The sequence below is a fragment of the Bradyrhizobium sp. sBnM-33 genome (genome assembly GCF_032917945.1).
In the GTDB taxonomy this organism is placed as follows: Bacteria; Pseudomonadota; Alphaproteobacteria; order Rhizobiales; family Xanthobacteraceae; genus Bradyrhizobium.
On the sequence record NZ_CP136624.1, the window covers coordinates 7,808,620 to 7,827,083 of the forward strand.

General features: G+C 61.9%; 17 protein-coding genes and 3 pseudogenes. 5 read left to right on the top strand and 15 right to left on the bottom strand.

The features are described from left to right. Positions 1-127 precede the first annotated feature (127 nt). Positions 128-511, bottom strand: a complete 384-nt coding sequence (locus RX328_RS36565) for a RidA family protein (protein WP_213249078.1) — start codon at positions 509-511, stop codon at positions 128-130. Between the two features lie 128 nt (positions 512-639). On the opposite strand from RX328_RS36565, the gene RX328_RS36570 reads away from it, so the two are divergent. Continuing rightward, positions 640-1,233, top strand: a complete 594-nt coding sequence (locus RX328_RS36570; protein WP_213249080.1) for a LysR family transcriptional regulator — start codon at positions 640-642, stop codon at positions 1,231-1,233. A gap of 7 nt (positions 1,234-1,240) precedes the next feature. On the opposite strand, the gene RX328_RS43975 is transcribed toward RX328_RS36570, so the two are convergent. Continuing rightward, a complete protein-coding gene (locus tag RX328_RS43975; protein WP_409410752.1) occupies positions 1,241-1,384 on the bottom strand; it encodes a hypothetical protein in 144 nt (47 codons plus the stop codon). Positions 1,385-1,500: 116 nt separating this feature from the next. Beyond that, positions 1,501-2,436: a DMT family transporter gene (locus tag RX328_RS36580; protein WP_213249082.1), complete on the bottom strand. Its 936-nt coding sequence runs from the start codon at positions 2,434-2,436 to the stop codon at positions 1,501-1,503. An 88-nt stretch (positions 2,437-2,524) separates the two neighbouring features. On the opposite strand from RX328_RS36580, the gene RX328_RS36585 reads away from it, so the two are divergent. Beyond that, positions 2,525-3,124 carry a CGNR zinc finger domain-containing protein gene (locus RX328_RS36585; protein WP_213249084.1) on the top strand — a complete coding sequence of 200 codons (600 nt, stop codon included), beginning with the start codon at positions 2,525-2,527 and terminating at the stop codon, positions 3,122-3,124. Here RX328_RS36585 and RX328_RS36590 read toward each other — a convergent pair. Next, the gene (locus RX328_RS36590) at positions 3,121-3,963 is read right to left on the bottom strand and encodes a DeoR/GlpR family DNA-binding transcription regulator (RefSeq protein ID WP_213249086.1); all 843 of its coding nucleotides are present in this window, start codon (positions 3,961-3,963) and stop codon (positions 3,121-3,123) included. The genes RX328_RS36585 and RX328_RS36590 overlap by 4 nt on opposite strands. Positions 3,964-4,191: 228 nt before the next feature. On the opposite strand from RX328_RS36590, the gene RX328_RS36595 reads away from it, so the two are divergent. Beyond that, positions 4,192-4,638, top strand: a complete 447-nt coding sequence (locus RX328_RS36595; RefSeq protein WP_213249088.1) for a nuclear transport factor 2 family protein — start codon at positions 4,192-4,194, stop codon at positions 4,636-4,638. Positions 4,639-4,662: 24 nt separating this feature from the next. Here the strand turns inward: RX328_RS36595 and RX328_RS36600 are convergent, their stop codons facing one another. Beyond that, positions 4,663-4,851 (bottom strand): hypothetical protein, encoded by a 189-nt coding sequence (locus RX328_RS36600; RefSeq protein ID WP_057844059.1) that lies wholly within the window; start codon positions 4,849-4,851, stop codon positions 4,663-4,665. Between the two features lie 141 nt (positions 4,852-4,992). Here RX328_RS36600 and RX328_RS36605 point away from each other — a divergent pair. Beyond that, positions 4,993-5,292 (top strand): annotated as a pseudogene (locus tag RX328_RS36605) (glycine zipper domain-containing protein); the annotation flags it as partial. Positions 5,293-5,430: 138 nt separating this feature from the next. Here the strand turns inward: RX328_RS36605 and RX328_RS36610 are convergent. The 6 genes from RX328_RS36610 to RX328_RS36635 all read right to left on the bottom strand — a co-directional run bounded on the left by RX328_RS36610 (position 5,431) and on the right by RX328_RS36635 (position 13,529). Continuing rightward, on the bottom strand, positions 5,431-5,781 hold the full coding sequence (locus tag RX328_RS36610; protein ID WP_249726197.1) for an acyl-CoA thioesterase: 351 nt from the start codon (positions 5,779-5,781) through the stop codon (positions 5,431-5,433). A 74-nt stretch (positions 5,782-5,855) separates the two neighbouring features. Continuing rightward, positions 5,856-7,952: a 3-hydroxyacyl-CoA dehydrogenase NAD-binding domain-containing protein gene (locus tag RX328_RS36615; protein WP_213249092.1), complete on the bottom strand. Its 2,097-nt coding sequence runs from the start codon at positions 7,950-7,952 to the stop codon at positions 5,856-5,858. Positions 7,953-7,954: 2 nt separating this feature from the next. Next, entirely contained in the window at positions 7,955-9,238 is a 1,284-nt protein-coding gene (locus tag RX328_RS36620) for an acetyl-CoA C-acetyltransferase (protein WP_213249094.1), read from the bottom strand. Continuing rightward, positions 9,238-11,505 carry an acyl-CoA dehydrogenase gene (locus RX328_RS36625; RefSeq protein ID WP_213249096.1) on the bottom strand — a complete coding sequence of 756 codons (2,268 nt, stop codon included), beginning with the start codon at positions 11,503-11,505 and terminating at the stop codon, positions 9,238-9,240. The genes RX328_RS36620 and RX328_RS36625 overlap by 1 nt, the downstream gene beginning before the upstream one ends. Before the next feature lie 256 nt (positions 11,506-11,761). Then, a complete protein-coding gene (locus RX328_RS36630) occupies positions 11,762-12,028 on the bottom strand; it encodes a hypothetical protein (RefSeq protein ID WP_213249098.1) in 267 nt (88 codons plus the stop codon). A gap of 262 nt (positions 12,029-12,290) precedes the next feature. Continuing rightward, on the bottom strand, positions 12,291-13,529 hold the full coding sequence (locus RX328_RS36635) for an SMP-30/gluconolactonase/LRE family protein (RefSeq protein ID WP_213249100.1): 1,239 nt from the start codon (positions 13,527-13,529) through the stop codon (positions 12,291-12,293). 376 nt (positions 13,530-13,905) lie between these two features. Between RX328_RS36635 and RX328_RS36640 the strand changes: the two are divergent. Continuing rightward, positions 13,906-15,085, top strand: a pseudogene (locus RX328_RS36640) (serine hydrolase domain-containing protein). 16 nt (positions 15,086-15,101) lie between these two features. On the opposite strand, the gene RX328_RS36645 reads toward RX328_RS36640, so the two are convergent. The 4 genes and pseudogenes from RX328_RS36645 to RX328_RS36660 form a co-directional block, all read right to left on the bottom strand. Continuing rightward, complete coding sequence (locus RX328_RS36645; protein WP_213249102.1) at positions 15,102-15,878, bottom strand: potassium channel family protein; 777 nt, start codon at positions 15,876-15,878, stop codon at positions 15,102-15,104. Positions 15,879-15,967: 89 nt separating this feature from the next. Beyond that, positions 15,968-16,960, bottom strand: a complete 993-nt coding sequence (locus tag RX328_RS36650; RefSeq protein WP_213249104.1) for a L,D-transpeptidase family protein — start codon at positions 16,958-16,960, stop codon at positions 15,968-15,970. Positions 16,961-17,068: 108 nt separating this feature from the next. Next, positions 17,069-17,692: pseudogene (locus tag RX328_RS36655) on the bottom strand (flavin reductase family protein). A gap of 151 nt (positions 17,693-17,843) precedes the next feature. Next, positions 17,844-18,452 carry a TetR/AcrR family transcriptional regulator gene (locus RX328_RS36660; protein ID WP_213249106.1) on the bottom strand — a complete coding sequence of 203 codons (609 nt, stop codon included), beginning with the start codon at positions 18,450-18,452 and terminating at the stop codon, positions 17,844-17,846. Between the last annotated feature and the right edge of the window lie 12 nt (positions 18,453-18,464).

Here is an 18,464-nt window from a genome sequence, read left to right on the forward strand (position 1 = left end):
TTAATCACAAAGAAAAACGAAAGCAAGCTGAAAGCGGGGAACCGGGTCTCCTACTTGAGAGTAAGGCCAGACTTGACCGCACAGGTCCGCGCCACCGGCGGCAGACCGCGGCGCATTGGTCTCGGCATCAGCCCGCGGCCATGGCCTCGACTTCGAGAAGCCACGCTTCGTCGAAGATTCCAGCGATAACCACCGTCAGCGCTGTTTCCCGTCCACCAAGCACCTCGTTTCGCACGGAGCGATTGAGAAGGGCGTACCGCCGGTCGGCAAGGTAGGTTCGGTGCATGACCAGATTGTCGAGGGTCATGCCGGCTGCCTTGAGCTGAGCCTCGACATTTCGCCAGGCGAGCCTGCACTGCGCTTCAAACCCCTCAGGCACAGTGCCATCGATGCCGAGCGGGATCTGGCCACTTACAAAAAGCAGACGCGTGTGACCGCTGACCTCAAGCGCCTGGCTGTAGCCCGTCGTCGGAACGGTTACTGTTTCGGCATTGATGCGGCGGATGTGCATTTGGTTTCTCCTGTCCTCGAAACATCACCTCGTGCACCGCTGCACCCGTCGCGCACAAACCATTTTTCCTAGACAGTTGAGTTAGATTTTCTAATCTGCGCGCGCCTAACGCCTATGGATGGATCCTAGTGAGCTACAGATTGCCTCCACTCAACGGACTGCGAGCCTTCGAGGCTGCCGGCCGCCATCTCAGCTTCAAACTGGCTGCGCAGGAGCTTTCGGTAACACCGGGCGCCGTCAGCCAGCAGATCAAGCATCTGGAGCAGATCTTGGGAGTTCCGCTGTTTCAGCGCATGCCGCGCGGCCTCACCCTCACCGGCCATGGGGAGGCAATGCTGCCCACCATCAGCGATGCCTTCGAACGAATGTCTGCGGCTGCGGATGCCGTCGCGCGCAAATTGCCGACAAAGGCGTTACGGCTTGGTGTCTCTCCGAACTTGACGGCCGACCCGCATGGTCTGTTGGCGAAACTGGCGAACACAGAACAGGCGCCGGAGTATGTTCTGATAACCTCGACCGATGATGTAGCGAGCCTGTTAAGCGGCGCGCTGGATGCGATTCTGCGTCCGGGACCGGGCCCTTACCCGGGAATGCATGCGGAGGTGCTGAATTTGCACCAGGCATTCTCACCCCATGCGCAGGCTTCTCTTGTCGTTTGGCCTGGCCTCGCCAAGTGTCGGGAGTTCCTGAAAACGAGATCGCTGCTCGGCTCGCAGGGATGATCGCGAGCTACTTCAGCCGCACCACCGTCGCAGCCGTTTCGCCGCTGGGCTCGTCGATGTCCGCGGCCGGCTTTTCCATCGCCTCGACCACCTCGATGCCGCGGTGGCTGCAGATGCTGGCCAGACCCGCCGGCAACGGCGCGTCAGTCACACAGGTCTGGATCTGGTAAGCTGAGCGATACGCAGCGACGCATTGCGGCGGAGATTTGTAGAATCTGCGACCAGCATGACAATGAAAGCAAGACGAAAACGAGGAGCATACCGAAATCATTTGGCCCGCGCAGAAGCCGAGTAGGCCCGTCGCGGCAGCGGCCCGCCGCTCACGACGTAAACACCGGCCGAGATCGAGACGATAGCAATCCAGTCCAACGTCACCGGCCATTCCCCGAGAATCGGAATAGCCATCACCGCCGTCATGACTGGGGATAGTGAGGCAAAGGCGGCCCCGCTTGAGGCGCCCAGCAGACTGACAGCGCGTCCATAAAAAACCAGTGAAACAATCGCCGTCAGAACACCTTGGACAAATGCCTGAAGAGCAACGTCACCCAAAGACACCCTGCCAAGGCTTGTGCCCTCCGCAAGAAAGTAGACGGGGACATAGAGCATCAAGGCGCCGACTGCGGCGATGCCTGCAGCATGCAATCCATCAAGCCGCGCCCGCCGCATTGCCACCGTGTAGCAGGCCCAGGCAAACGCGGACGCGAGGAACAGCGCGTGTCCCGTCGTCTGCCTCGGATCTATCGCCCCGGCCGTGCCCCATGCGATGCCGACGATGCCCATCATGATCAGCGCAAAACCGATCTTTTTCGCGCCCGTGAACGCCTCGTGCAGGAAGGCCGCAGCCAGAACCGCGACCGCCAGCGGCATCACTCCGGGAAACAGGGCGCCGGCATGGGCTGCAGGGGCGAACAGCAGACCTGTGTTGGCGAGCAGCACGGGAGCGCCACCGCCAAGCACGATTGCCGTCAATCCGATCAAGCCCAAGCGTTCGAACGCGAGACCCTTCTGCAGGACATAAGGCAGCAGGAGCACGCCGGCCACGACGAAACGAAGCGCAGCGATGTCCCACGGCGTAAGACTCGTCTTTAGCCCGAGCCGAGCCACAACGATCCAACCCGACCAGATACTTACGGCCGCGAGCCCGTAGAGAGCCCCGCGAACGTAATTCCCGGGCACGCGCCGATCGGCGGCCAACTCGAACATGATCTACTTCCATTAAGGTCGCAGGAATGATAACCTGAATGTAGCATTTTAACCGTTACGCCAAAGCGAACCACCGAACAAGGACGAGATGAACAACCGCGGCGATGGTTTTGAATGGAGTGGTGGACATCCAGCCCTCGACTTCGTGAATACGCTGGATGAGCGGCCCTCTGACGAACCGATCGAAAATCTTGCGACTTACCATGACCTGGTACGGTTCGCTGAATTGGCTGGACTTATCGAGCCACCGATTGCTAAGCGGCTGCGGCGTGGTCCGGCGCTTGGTCGCATCGTGAAAGGCGCGCGCAGACTTCGCGAGCACCTTCACGATATCCTGGAAGCGAAAGTCTCTGGACGGCCGGGGCGGCAGCCAGACCTGGACGCCCTCTCTGCCGCGATCAAGGCCGCCCACGCAGCCCGGACGCTGGTCGCTTCGCGGTCCGGCGGGTTGGTCAGATACCGCTGGTGTTCGCCGTGGACACCCGAAATTCCGCTGCATGCCTGCGCGCTGGCGATCGAATCTCTACTGGTCGACGAGGAGTGCACGAGAATCCGAAAATGCGCTGCCGCTGATTGCGATGTCTACTACCTCGACACGAGCAAGAGTCAGCGCCGGCAATGGTGCAGCATGAACGGGTGCGGCAATCGCGAAAAACAGCGGCGACGCCGCGCCGTGGCCAGAAACTAGCGCAAGCGGATAGGCGTTGCGGTCGTGGCCGCGGTAGGCTCGGTAGCAGGCTCGTCGATATCCGCCGCCGGCTTTTCCATCGCCTCGACCACCTCGATGCCGCGGTGGCTGCAGATGCTAGCAAGACCCGCCGGCAACGGCGCGTCAGTCACAAATGTCTGGATCTGGCTGAGATGGGCGATGCGCACCGGTGCGCTGCGGCGGAGTTTTGTGGAATCCGCGACCAGCATGACGCTGCGCGCATTGGCGATGATCGCTTGCGCGGCCTGCACTTCCCGATAATCGAAGTCGAGCAATGCGCCCTCCTCGTCGATCGCCGACGCCCCGATGATGGCGTAATCGACCTTGAACTGGCCGATCAGGCTGATCGCGGTCGAGCCGATCACGGCGCCGTCGGCGCGGCGCACGGCTCCTCCAGCCACGATCACCTCGATGCGCGGATGCCGGTACAACAGCATCGCGACATTGAGATTGTTGGTGATGACCAGCAAATCTTCATGCGAGGTCAGCGCGCTCGCGACTTCTTCGGTCGTGGTACCGATGTTGATGAACAGCGAGCAGCCGTTCGGAATCCGCGACGCCGCGGCGATGCCGATCGCCCGCTTCTCCTCCGCCGCCACGAAGCGCCGCGCCTCGTAGGCGAGGTTTTCCACGCCGGAGGCGATGATGGCGCCGCCATGGATGCGGGTCAGCGAGCGCTGATCGCAGAGGTCATTGAGATCCTTGCGGATGGTCTGCGCCGAAACCTCGAACCGCTTGGCGAGGTCTTCCACCATCACCCGACCAAACGCGCGGGCGATGTTGAGGATTTCAGTCTGACGGTGGGACAGTCCGGCCACGGCTGGCTCCCTCGCGATATGGACTTGGGGCACAAAGTTGCCGTTATGGTGCGGCTGATTGGGGTCGCGGTCAACGAGGTAGATAGGCTGCGGAGGCGTTTGGCAGAGCGAAACAACGAACCTGGTTAGGGCCCCGAAGCCATGCGAGCCACGTCATGCGCGACCGCTCGACAAAGCAATTTGTGGCTGCAACACTACTATCACAACTAAAAACGAATGGAGGAAACCATGAACATCGATCGCCGTCAGCTCGCTTTGCCTGTACTCGCACTGGGTCTCATGGGCGTGGTCCCCGCTTTTGCCGGCGCGGACGAGGATGCCATCGCGAAGAATGTCGAAGCCTTCCGTGCAGCGCAGGCGGTCGGCGATGCCGAAGGGATCGCCCCGCTCTGCGCGGAAGAACTCAGCTACAGCCACTCCAGCGGAGCTGTCGACGATAAGGCGGCCCTGCTGGCGGGCGTCAAGAATGCGAAATACAAATGGACCTCGCTTGAATACAAGAACCCCACCATCCGTGTCGTCGGCCCGGCCGCCATCGTGCGCTTCAATTTTGTTGGCGAGCAGGAATTTGCGGCCGACGGCAAAAAGGTTCCGCAGAACCTGCACGTCCTGATGAACTGGCAGAAACAGGGTTCGGACTGGAAGCTGCTGTCGCGGTCGGCCACCAAGCTCTGACCGCCGGAAGACCGGCGCTGGCGGTTACGCCGCCAGCGTCATCCCGCTGACGAGACGGTAGGCTGCACGCTCGGCCTCGCGCGCGTTGCGAAATATCTGTCCTTCCAGCCGGTTGAAACGATGCGAGGCGGCGAAGAACCGATAGCCGCCGGGAGCGCGCACGATGATCCCTGCCGGCTGCGAGCCGACTTCGATGATGTAGGTATCCGACATGGCCCAGCCTCAGATTTATTCCGGGCCTACAACGGGTTGCACCTGCAATTGTTCCTGCTGCCACCATTGCGCCGCGGGGCTGAGCTGTGCCAAAGCTGGTCCCGGAACAAAGCGAATCGTCCAAATGGCCGGAGAACTGACATGATGCCGAAATTCGCGCTCTCGATGCTGGTTGCCCTTGCGGCTTGCGCACCGCTCCAGGAGGCTGCGGCGCAGGAAAGCACGCTCGGCGGGGCGCTGTTCGGCGGCGCGGCGGGCGCCATCGTCGGCGGCGCGCTCGGCGGCGGCCGCGGTGCGGCGGTTGGCGCGATCGTCGGGGCGACCACGGGTGCTGCGATCGGCGCCCAGGGCGAGCCGCGGCCCGGCGGCTATCGCTGGTATCAGGGCGGTTGCTACATGGAACAGCCTGACGGCTGGGTCGCAGTTTCGCCGCGCTATTGCGGCGTCCAGGCGCAATACGCACCGCCGCCGCCCCGGTATTACGACGATACACCGCGCTGCATGCGCTCGCAGACTTATGACCCGCGCCGCGGCACCTTCATCGGCCGTGACGGCTATGAGCGTCCCTGCCCGTAATTGCTAGGTCTTGATAACGCCGTCCGGGCTAACCGGCTGCGGGCGGCCGTTATCGTCGATCGAGACGTAGGTGAAGTTGCCATCGGTCACTAGGATCTGTTGCAACTCCCTGCGGCGTACGACCCAGGCTTCGAGATGCACCGTGATCGAGGTGCGTCCGACCCGCACCAGATTGGCGTAGACTGAAACGAGGTCGCCGACATAGACGGCCTTGCGGAAATTCATGGCCTCGATCGCAACCGTCACCGTGCGCGATTTCGCGATCTTGGAAGCGAACACGCCGCCGCCGATATCCATCTGGCTGAGCAGCCAGCCGCCGAAGATATCGCCATTGGCGTTGGTGTCGGCCGGCATCGCCAACGTGCGAATGCAGAGATCGCCGCGCGTCTCGATCTCGGTCGCGACCGGCGCGTGCAGACGGGGTTCATTCACTTGAAATTCTCCCAGCCGGCATCCGGCGCAAATCTTCCGCCGAATTTTTCCGTGAGCGCCCGCAGCGTCGAGACCACGTTCTCAACCCCTCGGATTCGCGCATAGTTCAGAGGACCGCCGCGGAACGGCGCGTAGCCGGTGCCGAAGATGACGGCGCCGTCGACCACGTCGGCATCGTCGACGATGCCTTCGCGCAGGCAGGCGACGCAGACATTCGACATCGGCAGGATCAGCCGGTCGATCATTTCCCCAGATGGTTCCGATGTCGCGGGCAGGCCGGATGAGGTGTCGGCCTTGCCCTCCTTCCAGGTGTAAAAGCCCTTGCCCGACTTGCGGCCGAGTTCGCCTCTGGCGACCTTTTCCCGCAGCCAGGCCGGCGTCGGCGGCAGCATGTCGCCGAACTTCGAGCGCAGCATGTCGCCGACATCGAGACAGATATCCAGGCCGACCTGGTCGGCGAGTTCGATCGGACCCATCGGCATGCCGAACTTTTTCGCAGCGGCGTCGATGACAGTCTTGTCGATCTTCTCGTCCAGCATCAGCATCGCTTCCAGCATGTAGGGCGTCAGCGCGCGGTTGACGAGGAAGCCGGGCGATGATTTCACCGGTAGCGGCAGCCGGTCGATGGCGCCGACGAAGGCGAGCGCTTCTTTCAGCAATTGCGCGTCGGTGCCGTCATGGCTGACGACTTCGACGAGTTGCAGCCGCGACACCGGGTTGAAGAAGTGTAGGCCGAGAAGCCGCTCGGGCTTTTGCAGCGTGGTGCGCAGGTCCTGCAGCGGAATGCTCGACGTGTTGGTCGCGAGGATCGCGCCCGGCTTCATTTTCGGCTCGATCCCGGCATAGACCTTCTGCTTCAGCTCCAGTTTTTCCGGCACTGCCTCGATGATGAGATCGGCGTTGCGAACACCCTCGGCCTGCATGTCCGGCATCAGCCGGTCCAACGCATCGCGCACGGCAGTCCGCTTGCGCAGGATCTTGCCGTAGAGATCGGCGGCGCGCTTGATCGCGCCTGCGATCGGCTCCGGCTTCATGTCGGCGAGCGTCACCCGCAAATCCTGGCCGGCGCACCAGGCGGCGATGTCGCCACCCATGGCGCCGGCGCCGATGACGTGAACATGCTCGATTCTATTGCCGGATCCCGCGAGCTTTTTCATCTGCTCGCGCAGGAAGAACACGCGGATCAGGTTCTGCGCGGTCGGCGTCACCATCAGTCGGGCGAAAGACGCTTTCTCCGCATTCAGCATCGCCCGCCGGTCGCCGCCGTGCTTTTCCCAGAGATCGATCAGCGCATAAGGCGCGGGATAATGCTCCTCCCGCGCCGCCTTGCCGGCCTCGCGGCGCATGCGCGAGGCGAGAAAGCCCTTGACCGGGCCGAGGCTGAGAACGGAGTTGAGAAGCCCGGGCTTCGCGCGCTTCAACCGGCCGGACACCGCGTCCTTCACCGCATTGAGGACATGCCGCTCCTGCGACACGGCGTCGACCAGCCCGAGCGATTTTGCGCGGCGGGCATCGATGGTCTTGCCGGTCAGCATCAGCGGCATCGCCTGCATCGGATTGACGAGCTGCGTGAAGCGCACGGTGCCACCGAGACCGGGGTGCAGGCCGAGCATCACCTCGGGAAAGCCGAACCGCGCGTCCTCGATCGCAATTCGCATCTGGCAGGCCAGCGCCACCTCTAAGCCGCCGCCGAGGCAGAAGCCGTGAATCACGGCCACACTCGGAACGCGCAAGGCTTCGAGGCGGTCGATCACAGCATGCGCGCGACCGATCTCTGTCTCGACTGCCGCCACGTCGCTCGCGCCGCGAAAGGCGTTGACGTCGGCGCCGGCGATGAAGCCGGATTTTTTGGCGGAACGAATGACAAGGCCCGTGGGACGGCGGCTTTCCAGCTCTGCCAGCACCTTGTCCAATTCCTCGATCAGATCGGCGGACAGTGTGTTAGCGCTGGTGCCTACGCGATCGAACAACAGCCAGGCGACGCCGTCGCCATCGCGGGTCAGTCGGAAATTCTTGTACGGGCTATCAGCGTCAGGTTTCGGCCCGAGCTCGAGCACGCGATCGCCGAGAACGTTCATGATCTGGCTATCCATGCTCACACCGTTTCTATCAACATCGCGCCGCCCTGCCCGCCGCCGATACATTCGGTGGCGATGCCGCGTCTGGTGCCCAATCGCTTCATCGCGTTCACCAAATGCAGCACGATGCGGTTGCCGCTGCAGCCGACGGGATGACCGAGGCTGATCGCGCCGCCGTCGACGTTCAGCTTGCTTTGGTCGAGTTCGCCGGCCGCGCCGTCGAGGCCGAGAATCTCCTTGCAGAACTTTTCGTCGTTCCAGGCGGCGAGACAGCCCAGCACCTGGGTCGCAAACGCCTCGTTCAGTTCCCAGGTCTCGATATCGGAAAGCGTCAGCTCGTTGCGCTTGAGAAGCTCTGTCGCCGACAGCACCGGCCCTAGCCCCATGATGCCAGGGTCGAGCGCCGACCAATGGCTGTCAAGGATGACCGCCTTCGGCGCCAGGCCGTGTTTGGCCACAGCCTCTTCGGACGCCAGGATCACCCAGGACGCGCCGTCGGTGATCTGCGAGGAATTGCCGGCAGTGACCTTGCCCCAGGGACGCTCGAATACCGGCTTCAGTTTTGCCAACGACTCCGGCGTTGAGTCGGGCCGCACACCGTCGTCATGATCGTAGAACTTTCCGTCGCGCGCGAATGCGGTCTCTACTTCGTCTGTGAGCCAGCCCTGCGATTGCGCCTTTGCCAGCCGCTTGTGGCTTTCAGCAGCATAGGCATCAGATTGCGCGCGGGTGATGCCGAAGAGATGCCCGACCACTTCGGCGGTCTGACCCATATTGAGTTCGGTGATGGGATCGGTCAGCCCGCGCTCCAGCCCTATGATCGGCTTGAAATAACCGGGCTTTACCTTCAGCGCCGCCATGATCTTGGCGCCGATGCCTTTGGCGCCGGCAAGACCAGCAAACCAGCGCACGCCCTGTTGCGGCCACACCAGCGGCGCATGGCTCAGCGCTTCGGCGCCGCCTGCCAGGATCAGGTCGGAGACGCCTTCGCGGATGTAACGATAACCCGTGTCGATCGATTGCATGCCGGAGCCGCAATTGATCTGCACGGTAAAGGCGACCATCTTCTCGCCCATGCCGAGCCGCAGCGCGGCGACACGGGCCGGATTCATCTCGTCGGCGATGACGTTAACGCAGCCGAGAATGACCTGATCGAACGCCGATGGCGCAAAGGGTTGCCGCGCCAACAGCGGCCGCCCGCATTGAACGGCGAGATCAACCGGCGTGAAGGGTCCCGGGCCGGAGCGCGCTTTCAGGAACGGCGTCCGGCTGCCGTCGACGATAAAGACCGGTCGCGCCATCAGCTTGCCGCCCTCTGTTCACCCAGTTCCTGGAAGAACTGATGCACGTCGGCGCCCTTCCTGTAAATCGGCGACAACGCCTCGGGGGCGAAATCATCGACCTCAATCACCTTGGCAACGGCTTCATGTGCAGCCTGCAACTTCTCGCCCTGGGCCTGGGTGATGACACCCTTCTTCACCGCCTCCTTCCAGTCATGCAGCCGCGCGGCGCGCATCTGCTTTGCGACGTCGTCCGCAGCCGCCACCAGCCGGAACGCCTTCTCCAGCCGCGCGATGCCGCCGTCATCATCGACTGCTGACAGATCGGAGGTGAGCCGTTCCCGCGCCGCCGACGGCTCCAGCACGAGCTGCGCGCATTGATGCACGACGCGGTCAGACGGGCCGAGCACGCGCGCACCGAACGGCTGGATCAGGAATTTCAGGATCACAGCGACAAACCGGTTCGGCAGATTGGCCAGGATTTCCGCAAAGCGGTTCTCGATGGTCTTCAAGCCGCTCGCCATGCACCATTCGAGCGCCGCGAAATCTTCGCGCTGGCGTCCCTCGTCATGCCAGCGTTTCAGCGCGGCGGATAGCAGATAGAGTTCGGACAGAATGTCGCCGAACCGGGCCGAGAGCATTTCCTTGCGTTTGAGCGCGCCGCCAAGCGTCAACAGCGCCATGTCGGCGCACAGTGCGAATGCCGAGGAATAGCGCGAGAGCTGGCGATAGAATCGCGTTGCCTCGCCGGCATCGGGCGCCGGCGCAAACAGGCCGAAGGTCCAGCACCTAGCCCAGGCGCGGAACATGGTCTTGAAGCTGTGGCCGACATGGCTCCAGAACGCCTTGTCGAAGGCTTCCAAGCCCTTGGCACGGTCGGCTTCACCCAGCGCATTCATTTCCTCGAGCAGGAATGGATGAGCGCGGATCGCGCCTTGGCCAAACACGATGAGATTTCGCGTGAGGATATTGGCGCCTTCAACCGTGATGCCGACCGGCACCGCGCGATAGAGGCTGCCCATGTAGTTCTGCGGTCCGTCGATCACGGCCTTGCCGCCATGGATGTCCATCGCGTCGTCGATCACGATCCGCATCCGCTCGGTGGCGTGCAGCTTCATGATGCCGGAGATGACGGCGGGATGATGCCCCTGGTTGAGGGCGGCGCAGGTCAGCCGCCGCGCGGCATCGAGCAGATAGGCGGTGCCGGCGATGCGCGCGAGCGGCTCCTCGATACCTTCGAACTTGCCGATGGAGATACCGAACTGCTCGCGAATGCGGGCATAGGCACCGGTCGTGCGTGCGGCATACGCCGCCCCCGCAGCCGACAGCGACGGCAGCGAGATGCCGCGGCCGGCGGCCAGCGCCGTCATCAGCATCTTCCAGCCCTGGCCCAGCCGCTCCTGCCCGCCGATGATGTAGTCCATCGGAATGAACACGTCGCGACCCCAGTTCGGGCCGTTCTGAAACACCTGCATCGCCGGCAGATGGCGACGGCCGATCTCGACGCCCGGCAGATGGGTCGGGATCAGGGCGACGGTAATTCCGAGTTCTTCCTGCTGGCCCACGAGATGATCGGGATCATAGGCCTTGAAGGCGAGACCAAGCAGCGTCGCGACGGGACCGAGCGTGATGTAGCGCTTGTGCCAGTTCAGCCGCAGGCCGATGACTTCCCGGCCCTCGAAACTGCCCTTGCAGATGACGCCGGTGTCAACCATCGAGGCCGCGTCCGAGCCGGCTTCAGGGCTGGTCAGGCCGAAGCAAGGAATGTCGGCGCCTTCGGCGAGCCGCGGCAGCCATCTATCCTGCTGCTCCTTGGTGCCGAAGCGCATCAACAGTTCGCCCGGGCCGAGCGAATTCGGTACCATCACGGTGACGGCGGCGGTCAGTGAGCGCGATGAAAGCTTTCGCACCACTTCCGAATGCGCATAGGGCGAAAAGCCGAGCCCGCCAAATTCCTTCGGAATGATCATGCCGAAGAATTTGTGGCGCTTGATGAAGGACCACACCTCCGGCGGAAGATCGCGCCATTCCCAGTTGATCTTCCACTCGTCGAGCATGGCGCAAAGCTCGTCGACGGGGCCGTTGAGAAAGGCCTTTTCTTCTTCAGTCAGCGTCGCCGGCGCGACAGCCAACAATTTCGACCAGTCGGGATTGCCGGCGAAGAGATCGGCGTCCCACCAGACGTCGCCCGCCTCCAGCGCCTCGCGCTCGGTGTCGGACATCGTGGGCATTGCACCACGCGCGAAAGCGAAGATCGGCTTGCTGATGAAATCGCGGCGGAAGCTCATGGCGACCTCCTCATGATCGGGGCGCAACGCCGCGCCTCACCTATGCCAAACATGGGTTCATCCTAGCTGAAATGCACGGGTTTCGGGGACGCTTCGCATCGGGAATGAAGCGAAATTGATAAACTTGGAGATAACGGCGAAGGCCCGGGCCCGTTCCCAGAGCGCGGGCATTGTCCGGCATTTGGCGGCCGGCAATGTTGCCGGATGGATGCCGCTCGGGAGTGCCCACCGGTCTCAACCGCGGGCATGCCCGGCGTCATGAATCACGCTTGTTGCGGCGGCGCTCATTGGGGACGAACACGGCAAACACTTCCCTGACGCGAACCGCAGGCGTGACATCGCGGGTAAAGCGAAGCTCCGCGGTCGCTCGGGTTTCTGCCGCGCGAGGCGCGTAAAGCGCGCTCCCGTACAGCGAACCATCGAAGCGCAAATTGCTTTCGTCGTCGGTGAGATAGGCGTTTGAAACAAACAACAATACGAGTAACGCCGATCCGACGTAGGTAAAATACTTGAAAACAGGCATTGGTGGACGAGCCTCCCTTCTGGCGAAGAAGGGTGGACCGTTCGCAATAAACGCTGAGTTTAAGTGTGCCCAACTTTTGCCGCAGCGGTTGGCTGGACGTTGCCAATTTGCGACGAATTTTAATGAATCGCCGTTTCGTCATTCCAGGGCTCGCGAAGCGAGGGCCCGGAATCCCTTTAGCAGAAATCTCTGCGGCCCGATCGATTCCGGGCCTGCGCCCTCGCGGGCGCATCCCGGAATGACATGAGAGAGGCGGAACGCGTCAGCCCGGTCCGGCACCCTGCGTTGCCGTGTACACGGCGTAGAGCGACTGGCTCGCGGCCATGAACAGGCGGTTGCGCTTGGGGCCGCCGAAGCAGATGTTGCCGCACACTTCGGGCAAACGGATGCGGCCGATCAGCTTGCCCTCCGGGGACCATACCGTCACGCCGCTGTAGCCGACGGCGCGACCGGCATTGCTGGAGCACCAAACATTGCCGTTGACGTCACAGCGCACGCCGTCCGGTCCGCACTTCACGCCGTCGACCATGAAATCGCTGAACCGCTTGTGGTTGGTCAGCTTATTGTCGGTGCCGACGTCAAACACGAACATGTCGCCCTTGCCGCCGGGACCGGTGTCGCCCGGCCCCTTGCCGGTAGAGGCGACATACAGCTTCTTGTAGTCGGGCGAGAAGCAGAGGCCGTTGGGATCTGGCACCTGTTCCTCGGTCACGACGAGGTCGACCCGGCCAGACGGATCGATGCGATAGCAGTTGGTCGGCAGTTCGCGCTTGCCCGGCACGAAGCCTGCCGGTTGGCCGATCCGTGGGTTGAGCTTGCCGGCAGCATTGCTCGGCCCACCCGCGACGTCAGGCTCGCCCTCATAGAGCATGCCACCGTAGGGCGGATCGGTGAACCAGTAGCTGCCGTCCGGATGCGCGACGACATCGTTCGGCGAGTTCAGCTTCTTGCCGTCATAGGAGTCAGCCAGCACGGTTGCGGTGCCGTCATGCTCATAGCGCACGACGCGCCGGGTGAGATGCTCGCAGGAAAGCTGGCGTCCCTGAAAATCAAACGAGTTGCCGTTACTGTTGTTGGATGGCGCACGGAAGACGCTGACGTGACCGTCATCCTCCGACCATCGAATCTGCCTGTTATTTGGAATGTCGCTCCACAGGAGGTAACGCCCCTGCGAACTCCAGGCGGGGCCCTCCGCCCACAACAGACCGGTATAGAGGCGCTTGATCGCCGTATCGGGCTGGGCGAGATTGTTGAAGGATGGGTCGATGGCGATGATGTCCGGGTCCCAGAAATAGGTGGTGGGGGCACCGCGCGGACTAAAATCGCGCGGCGGGCTGGTGACGGTTGACGGGGGCGCCATAGGGCCGGTCTGGGCCAATGCGCCGCCGGCGCCCGCGACGGTAGCACCGGCGCATACCGCCAACCCCTGGACAAGCGCTCGTCGTGAAATCGCGACTTCTGGATCATGCCGTGGTGAATCGCGCCGTTCCTGGCGTGTCATCGCATCCTCCCAATCTGTTCGCCGGCCGTTGATCCGGCCTGGCAACTTGAGGTTAACCAAGTCCGCACCTGGTTACGAGAGCTGCTTTTCGATTCAGCCCCCTACACAAGCTTGCAGCCGAAAATGGCATCAACTCGTCCAATGCATGTCTGTCGGGAGACTCCGCCATCATCGCGCTTGGGGGCAATTGCCCACGTGGCGACAAGGTGCGCGACATGCTAGTCATTCGACAGTTGGTGAACTTCTCCGGCAAATCAGTCGGTCCGCGGGGCAAATCAAAATGAAGAAACCGACCCGGCAGACATTGCATTGCACTGCGGGATCTCGCGGCAAACGACTTTTTGCTGCGATCCTGTCATTGGCAATCTGGACGGACATGGCAGGTGCCGACCAAGCGGCCAAAGTCTCCGCGCCATCGCCGAGCAAGCTCGAACGTATCACCGAGTTTTTCAACAATGAAGTTGCAACGGGGCGATTGCCAGGCGCCGTCGTCTTGATTCAGCAACACGGCAGGCCGGTCTATCTGAAATGTTTCGGCGTTCAGGATGTCGAGACCAAGGCTCCGATGACATCAAACACGATCTTTGCGCTTCATTCGATGACGAAGCCGATCACCAGTGTCGCGGCGATGATGTTGATCGACGCAGGCAAGCTCTCGCCCGCCGATCCCGTGTCCAAATTCATTCCGGGGTTCGCTGACGCGAAGGTACTTGTCGGTTCTGAAACTACTGACGGCAAGAACGTTCTAACGCTTGTCCCGGCAGATCGGCCGGTGACCATTATGGATCTGCTAGCGGCAAGCTGATCATGAAGGCCTATTCGGAATCAGGCCTTTTCGATGGGCGTTACGACAACAAGGTGTTTGCCGACCGCATCGCCAGGTTGCCTCTGGCACGACAACCCGGCACTCTTTGGCGTTACGGACATTCAACCGACGTCCTCGGACGCATCATCGAGATCGTATCCGGACAGACACTCTATCAGTTTGAAAAGCAGCACATCTTTGATCCGCTTGGCATGACCAGCACGAAATTCGTGCTGGAAAGTGCCGACGAACGCGCGCGGATGGCGGAGCCGCTGCCAAGCGATACCATCCTGAAACTTGCAGAGACTGAACGCCGCGCCCATCCGGAATGGGAATCCGGCGGCGGCGGGTTGGTCTCGACGCTGAACGACTATGCCCGTTTTGCCCAGATGATCCTCAACGGCGGGCAACTCGATGGCAAGCGGTACCTTAGCTTGGCCGCATTCAAGTCGATGACGTCAGACCATATCGGGCCCGGCTCCGGCGTGCGCGGGATTATTACTACTTTCCGGGAGATGGCTTTGGCTACGGTTATGGCTTTGCCGTGCGCACCGATCCGGGAAATGCCAAACCGCCGCCGCCAGGTTCGATTGGCGAACTCAAATGGGATAGCGGCAGCGGTACCTATTTCGGCGTCGACCCAAAGCTGGACATGATTTACATCCTGCTCGAGCAGACCCAGAACGAACGTGGGCGCATCACGCCAGCATTCAGAAAGCTGGTCTACGACGCGTTTGCCACGGACGAATGAACCGGTGGCAGCCGCGCTACGTCAAACCTTCGTCGGGAATATTCAACACCGTACCGCAGGCCTTGCAGTGAACCGCATCGCTGTCATGGCGCTGCAATCCGCAGGTGGGACAGGGAAATCGCACCTTAGTGGGCGAGAGCAGCGCGCGGGCGAGATTGAAGAACAGGGTAACGCCGAAAATCATGATGACGACCGAGATCATGCGGCCGACAGTCCCCTGCAGGGTGATGTCGCCAAAGCCGGTCGTTGTCAGCGCGGTGACGGTGAAATAGAGCGCGTCCGCATAGTTCGCGATTTGAGGGTTGCGGAATTTTTGGGTCTCATAGACGATCGCGGTCATCACGAAGATGAAGACGGCCAGATTGGTCACCGCGAAGATCACCTCCTCGTTGCGCCGGAAGAATGAACTGTCCTGGCGCAGCCGCACCAGCATCTGGTAGTCGCGCAGCAGCCGCAGCGTTCGCAGGATCCGCAGAAAACCACCGGCCTCTCCGGCCAGCGGCGCCAGGAATGAAATGATCGCGACGACGTCCGTCCATGTCGAGAAGCGTGTGAACTCCAGCATTCGATGCCGGCTGACGAGCAGCCGCGCGGAGAAATCCGCCAGGATCACGATGCCGAACAGGACATCGAGTATTTCAGTAACGTCGTTGGAGGGGAAAAACGACGTCGCGATGATGAACAGGACGGTTACGATGTCGAACACTAGCAGTGCGTAGCGAAAACGGACGCCTTCCGGCGTTGCACCCTCGTAGAGCTGTCGGACATTGTTCTGGAGCGAGGCAAATGACATGGCGCATATTCACCGCTCACATGCGTCATTGCAAATGATGTTGGTGGCGACCATGAAGAGCCGCGTGCCAGCCCTCCTCCCGCCAGACGTCACTTCCTGTTAGCCGCCTCGCGCTCGATGAAAGCAACCTCTACGCCTTTCTTCAGCAGCTTGGCCAGTTTGTCGGCATCCCAGTTGGTGAGACGCACGCAGCCGTGAGATTCCGCCTTGCTTACTTTTGACGGATTGGCCGTGCCATGAATGCCGTAGCCTTCCGCGGAAAGTCCAATCCACTGCGTTCCGACAGGATTGTTGGGCCCGGGCTTGATCGTGAAGGCACGCCTGGATCTGACTTCCTTGAATTTGTAATCCGGGTTGTAGCGGTAGTGCGGGCGGGCATCTATTGAGATCACCTTGAGCACGCCGCTCGGGGTCGGCTTTTCCTCGCTTCCGACCGTTGCAGGAAAGAAGGCGATCAGGTCGGAGTTCGCGAACGCCTTGACGGTCTGGGAGCTCTTGTCGACCTCGACACGGGTTGCAATTGGCGCCGTCTCTTGCGCAATCACATTGATCACCGAGATCGTCTGGTCGGCCTCGTCGAATTTCTTGCCGGGGTTGAGGGCCGCGAGCAGCGCCTCGCTCATATGAAATTTTTCGGCGATGGCCTCGCGCGGGCTGGTGTAACTGAGCGCCTTCAGCCGTTTCATGTCCTCCATCCTGGCGGGGAGCTTCTTGAGGAACGGCCCCTTCACGTCTGCCGCTGCGATCTTGTAGTCAACGACGATGGCATCCGCGCTGGTCGCGATCAAAGCGCTCCAGATCTCCGGGGTCAGCGGCTGCTTGTTGACGATGAGGCCTTTGGCTTCGGCGAACGCCCGCAAGGCTTTCTGGGCGTTCTCGCCGAGCTTGCCGTCGATTTCGCCAGGCGAGAAACTGGCGCGGTCCAGCAGCACCTGAGCCTTGACGACAATGGGATCGATCTTGTCGTTGGCCGGCGGCTTGCCCCTGAACTCCGCGTTATTGATCGCGGCCGCATCAGGGCCGGCGAAGACCGGCTGGACAAGACAGGCGAGCACGATCAGGCCGGCAAACAAGCGGATCATCGGCAATCTCCGAAATACAGACGATAAGCATTTCGGCGCGTCGGAGTTCCGTGTTGCCATGGGGCGCGCATTCGCGCGACACGTTGGCTCCATCCGGACTACATTCGACTAATCCGGTCGGATCATCTCGAACATGTTTTCCGGCTTGATTTCGAAATAGTCGCCGCGGCGGCCGGCGCGGACGATCGGGTGGGCGAGGCCGGTCTAGTAGACGCCGTCCTTGATGAAGGCCTTGTCGATGTGGACGGCGACGACTTCGCCCAGCGTCAGCCAAGCCTGCGCCTTTTCGCCGTCCTTGCCCTGCAACTGGATGATCTGCGTCAGCTTGCATTCGAAGGCAACAGGGCTTTCCGCCACCCGGGGCACGTTGACGAGCTTGCAGGACGCGGCCGTAAGGCCGGCGAGCCTGAACTCATCGACATCAGCGGCAACGTGGGCCGCCGTCGCGTTCATCTGCTTCGCCAGATCCATGGTGGCGAGATTCCAGACGAACTCCCCGGTCTCCTGGATATTGCCGGCGCTATCTTTCCAGTTGGTGGAGGAAAAGCCGATAATCGGCGGGTGATAGCAGAAGGCGTTGAAGAAGCTGTAAGGCGCCAGATTGATGCTTCCCTTGCCATCGCGCGAGGAAATCCACCCGATCGGGCGCGGCGCGATGATGGCGTTGAAGGGGTCGTGCTTGAGGCCGTGGCCGTTCTTCGGCTCGTAGAAATGCAGGTCTTTGGTGGTCACGCGTGGACTCTTCCGTCATTGCGAGGAGCGAAAGCGACGAAGCAATCCATGCCGCCCCGCGCGGAGCCAATGGATTGCTTCCGCCTTCGCTAAAGCTACGGCGGACAAGTCGCTTCGCTCGCAATGAGGGTGGAGTCAAGTGGCGGAGAGCTCAATTCGCCTTGGCGTGCGGCGAAAGACCCGCGATGACGAAGTCGATCATCTGGTCGATCGTGGGGCCGGGCTTGGTGGCGCATTGGGCGATCATCTGCGGGTGGAAGAACCGCATCATGCCAGTGCAGGCGCACATCGCGGCCAGCGGCACATCGGCGACCTCGAATTCACCTGTGGCCGCGCCTTGGGCGATCACGCTGCCGATGGTCTCCGTGATCAGCAGCATATGGGCGACGCAGACGTCCCAGTCCTCCTGCATCGCGATCTCGACCATCTCGTGCAGCTTGGAATCGCCGACATAGCGCTCGGTGTTCATGCGATTGACGGTCTTCATAAGCTCGCGGAGGCGTACCGACGCCGGCCCCGCCGCCTGCGCGATCCTTTGCGCTTCGACCTCGACCTCGCCCATCAGGGTTCGCGCCACGCCCTCATGGATCGCCTTCTTCGAATCGAAGAAGCGATAGACGTTGGCGGGGCTCATCCGCAGTTCCTTGGCGATGTCGGCGACCGTCGTCTTCTGGTAGCCGATCTGCCTGAACAGACGCTCCGCCACCACGAGGATCTTCTCGCGGGTGTCAGTCTCGATGTGTTCCGAAATCAGCGTCATGTCAGCTCTCAA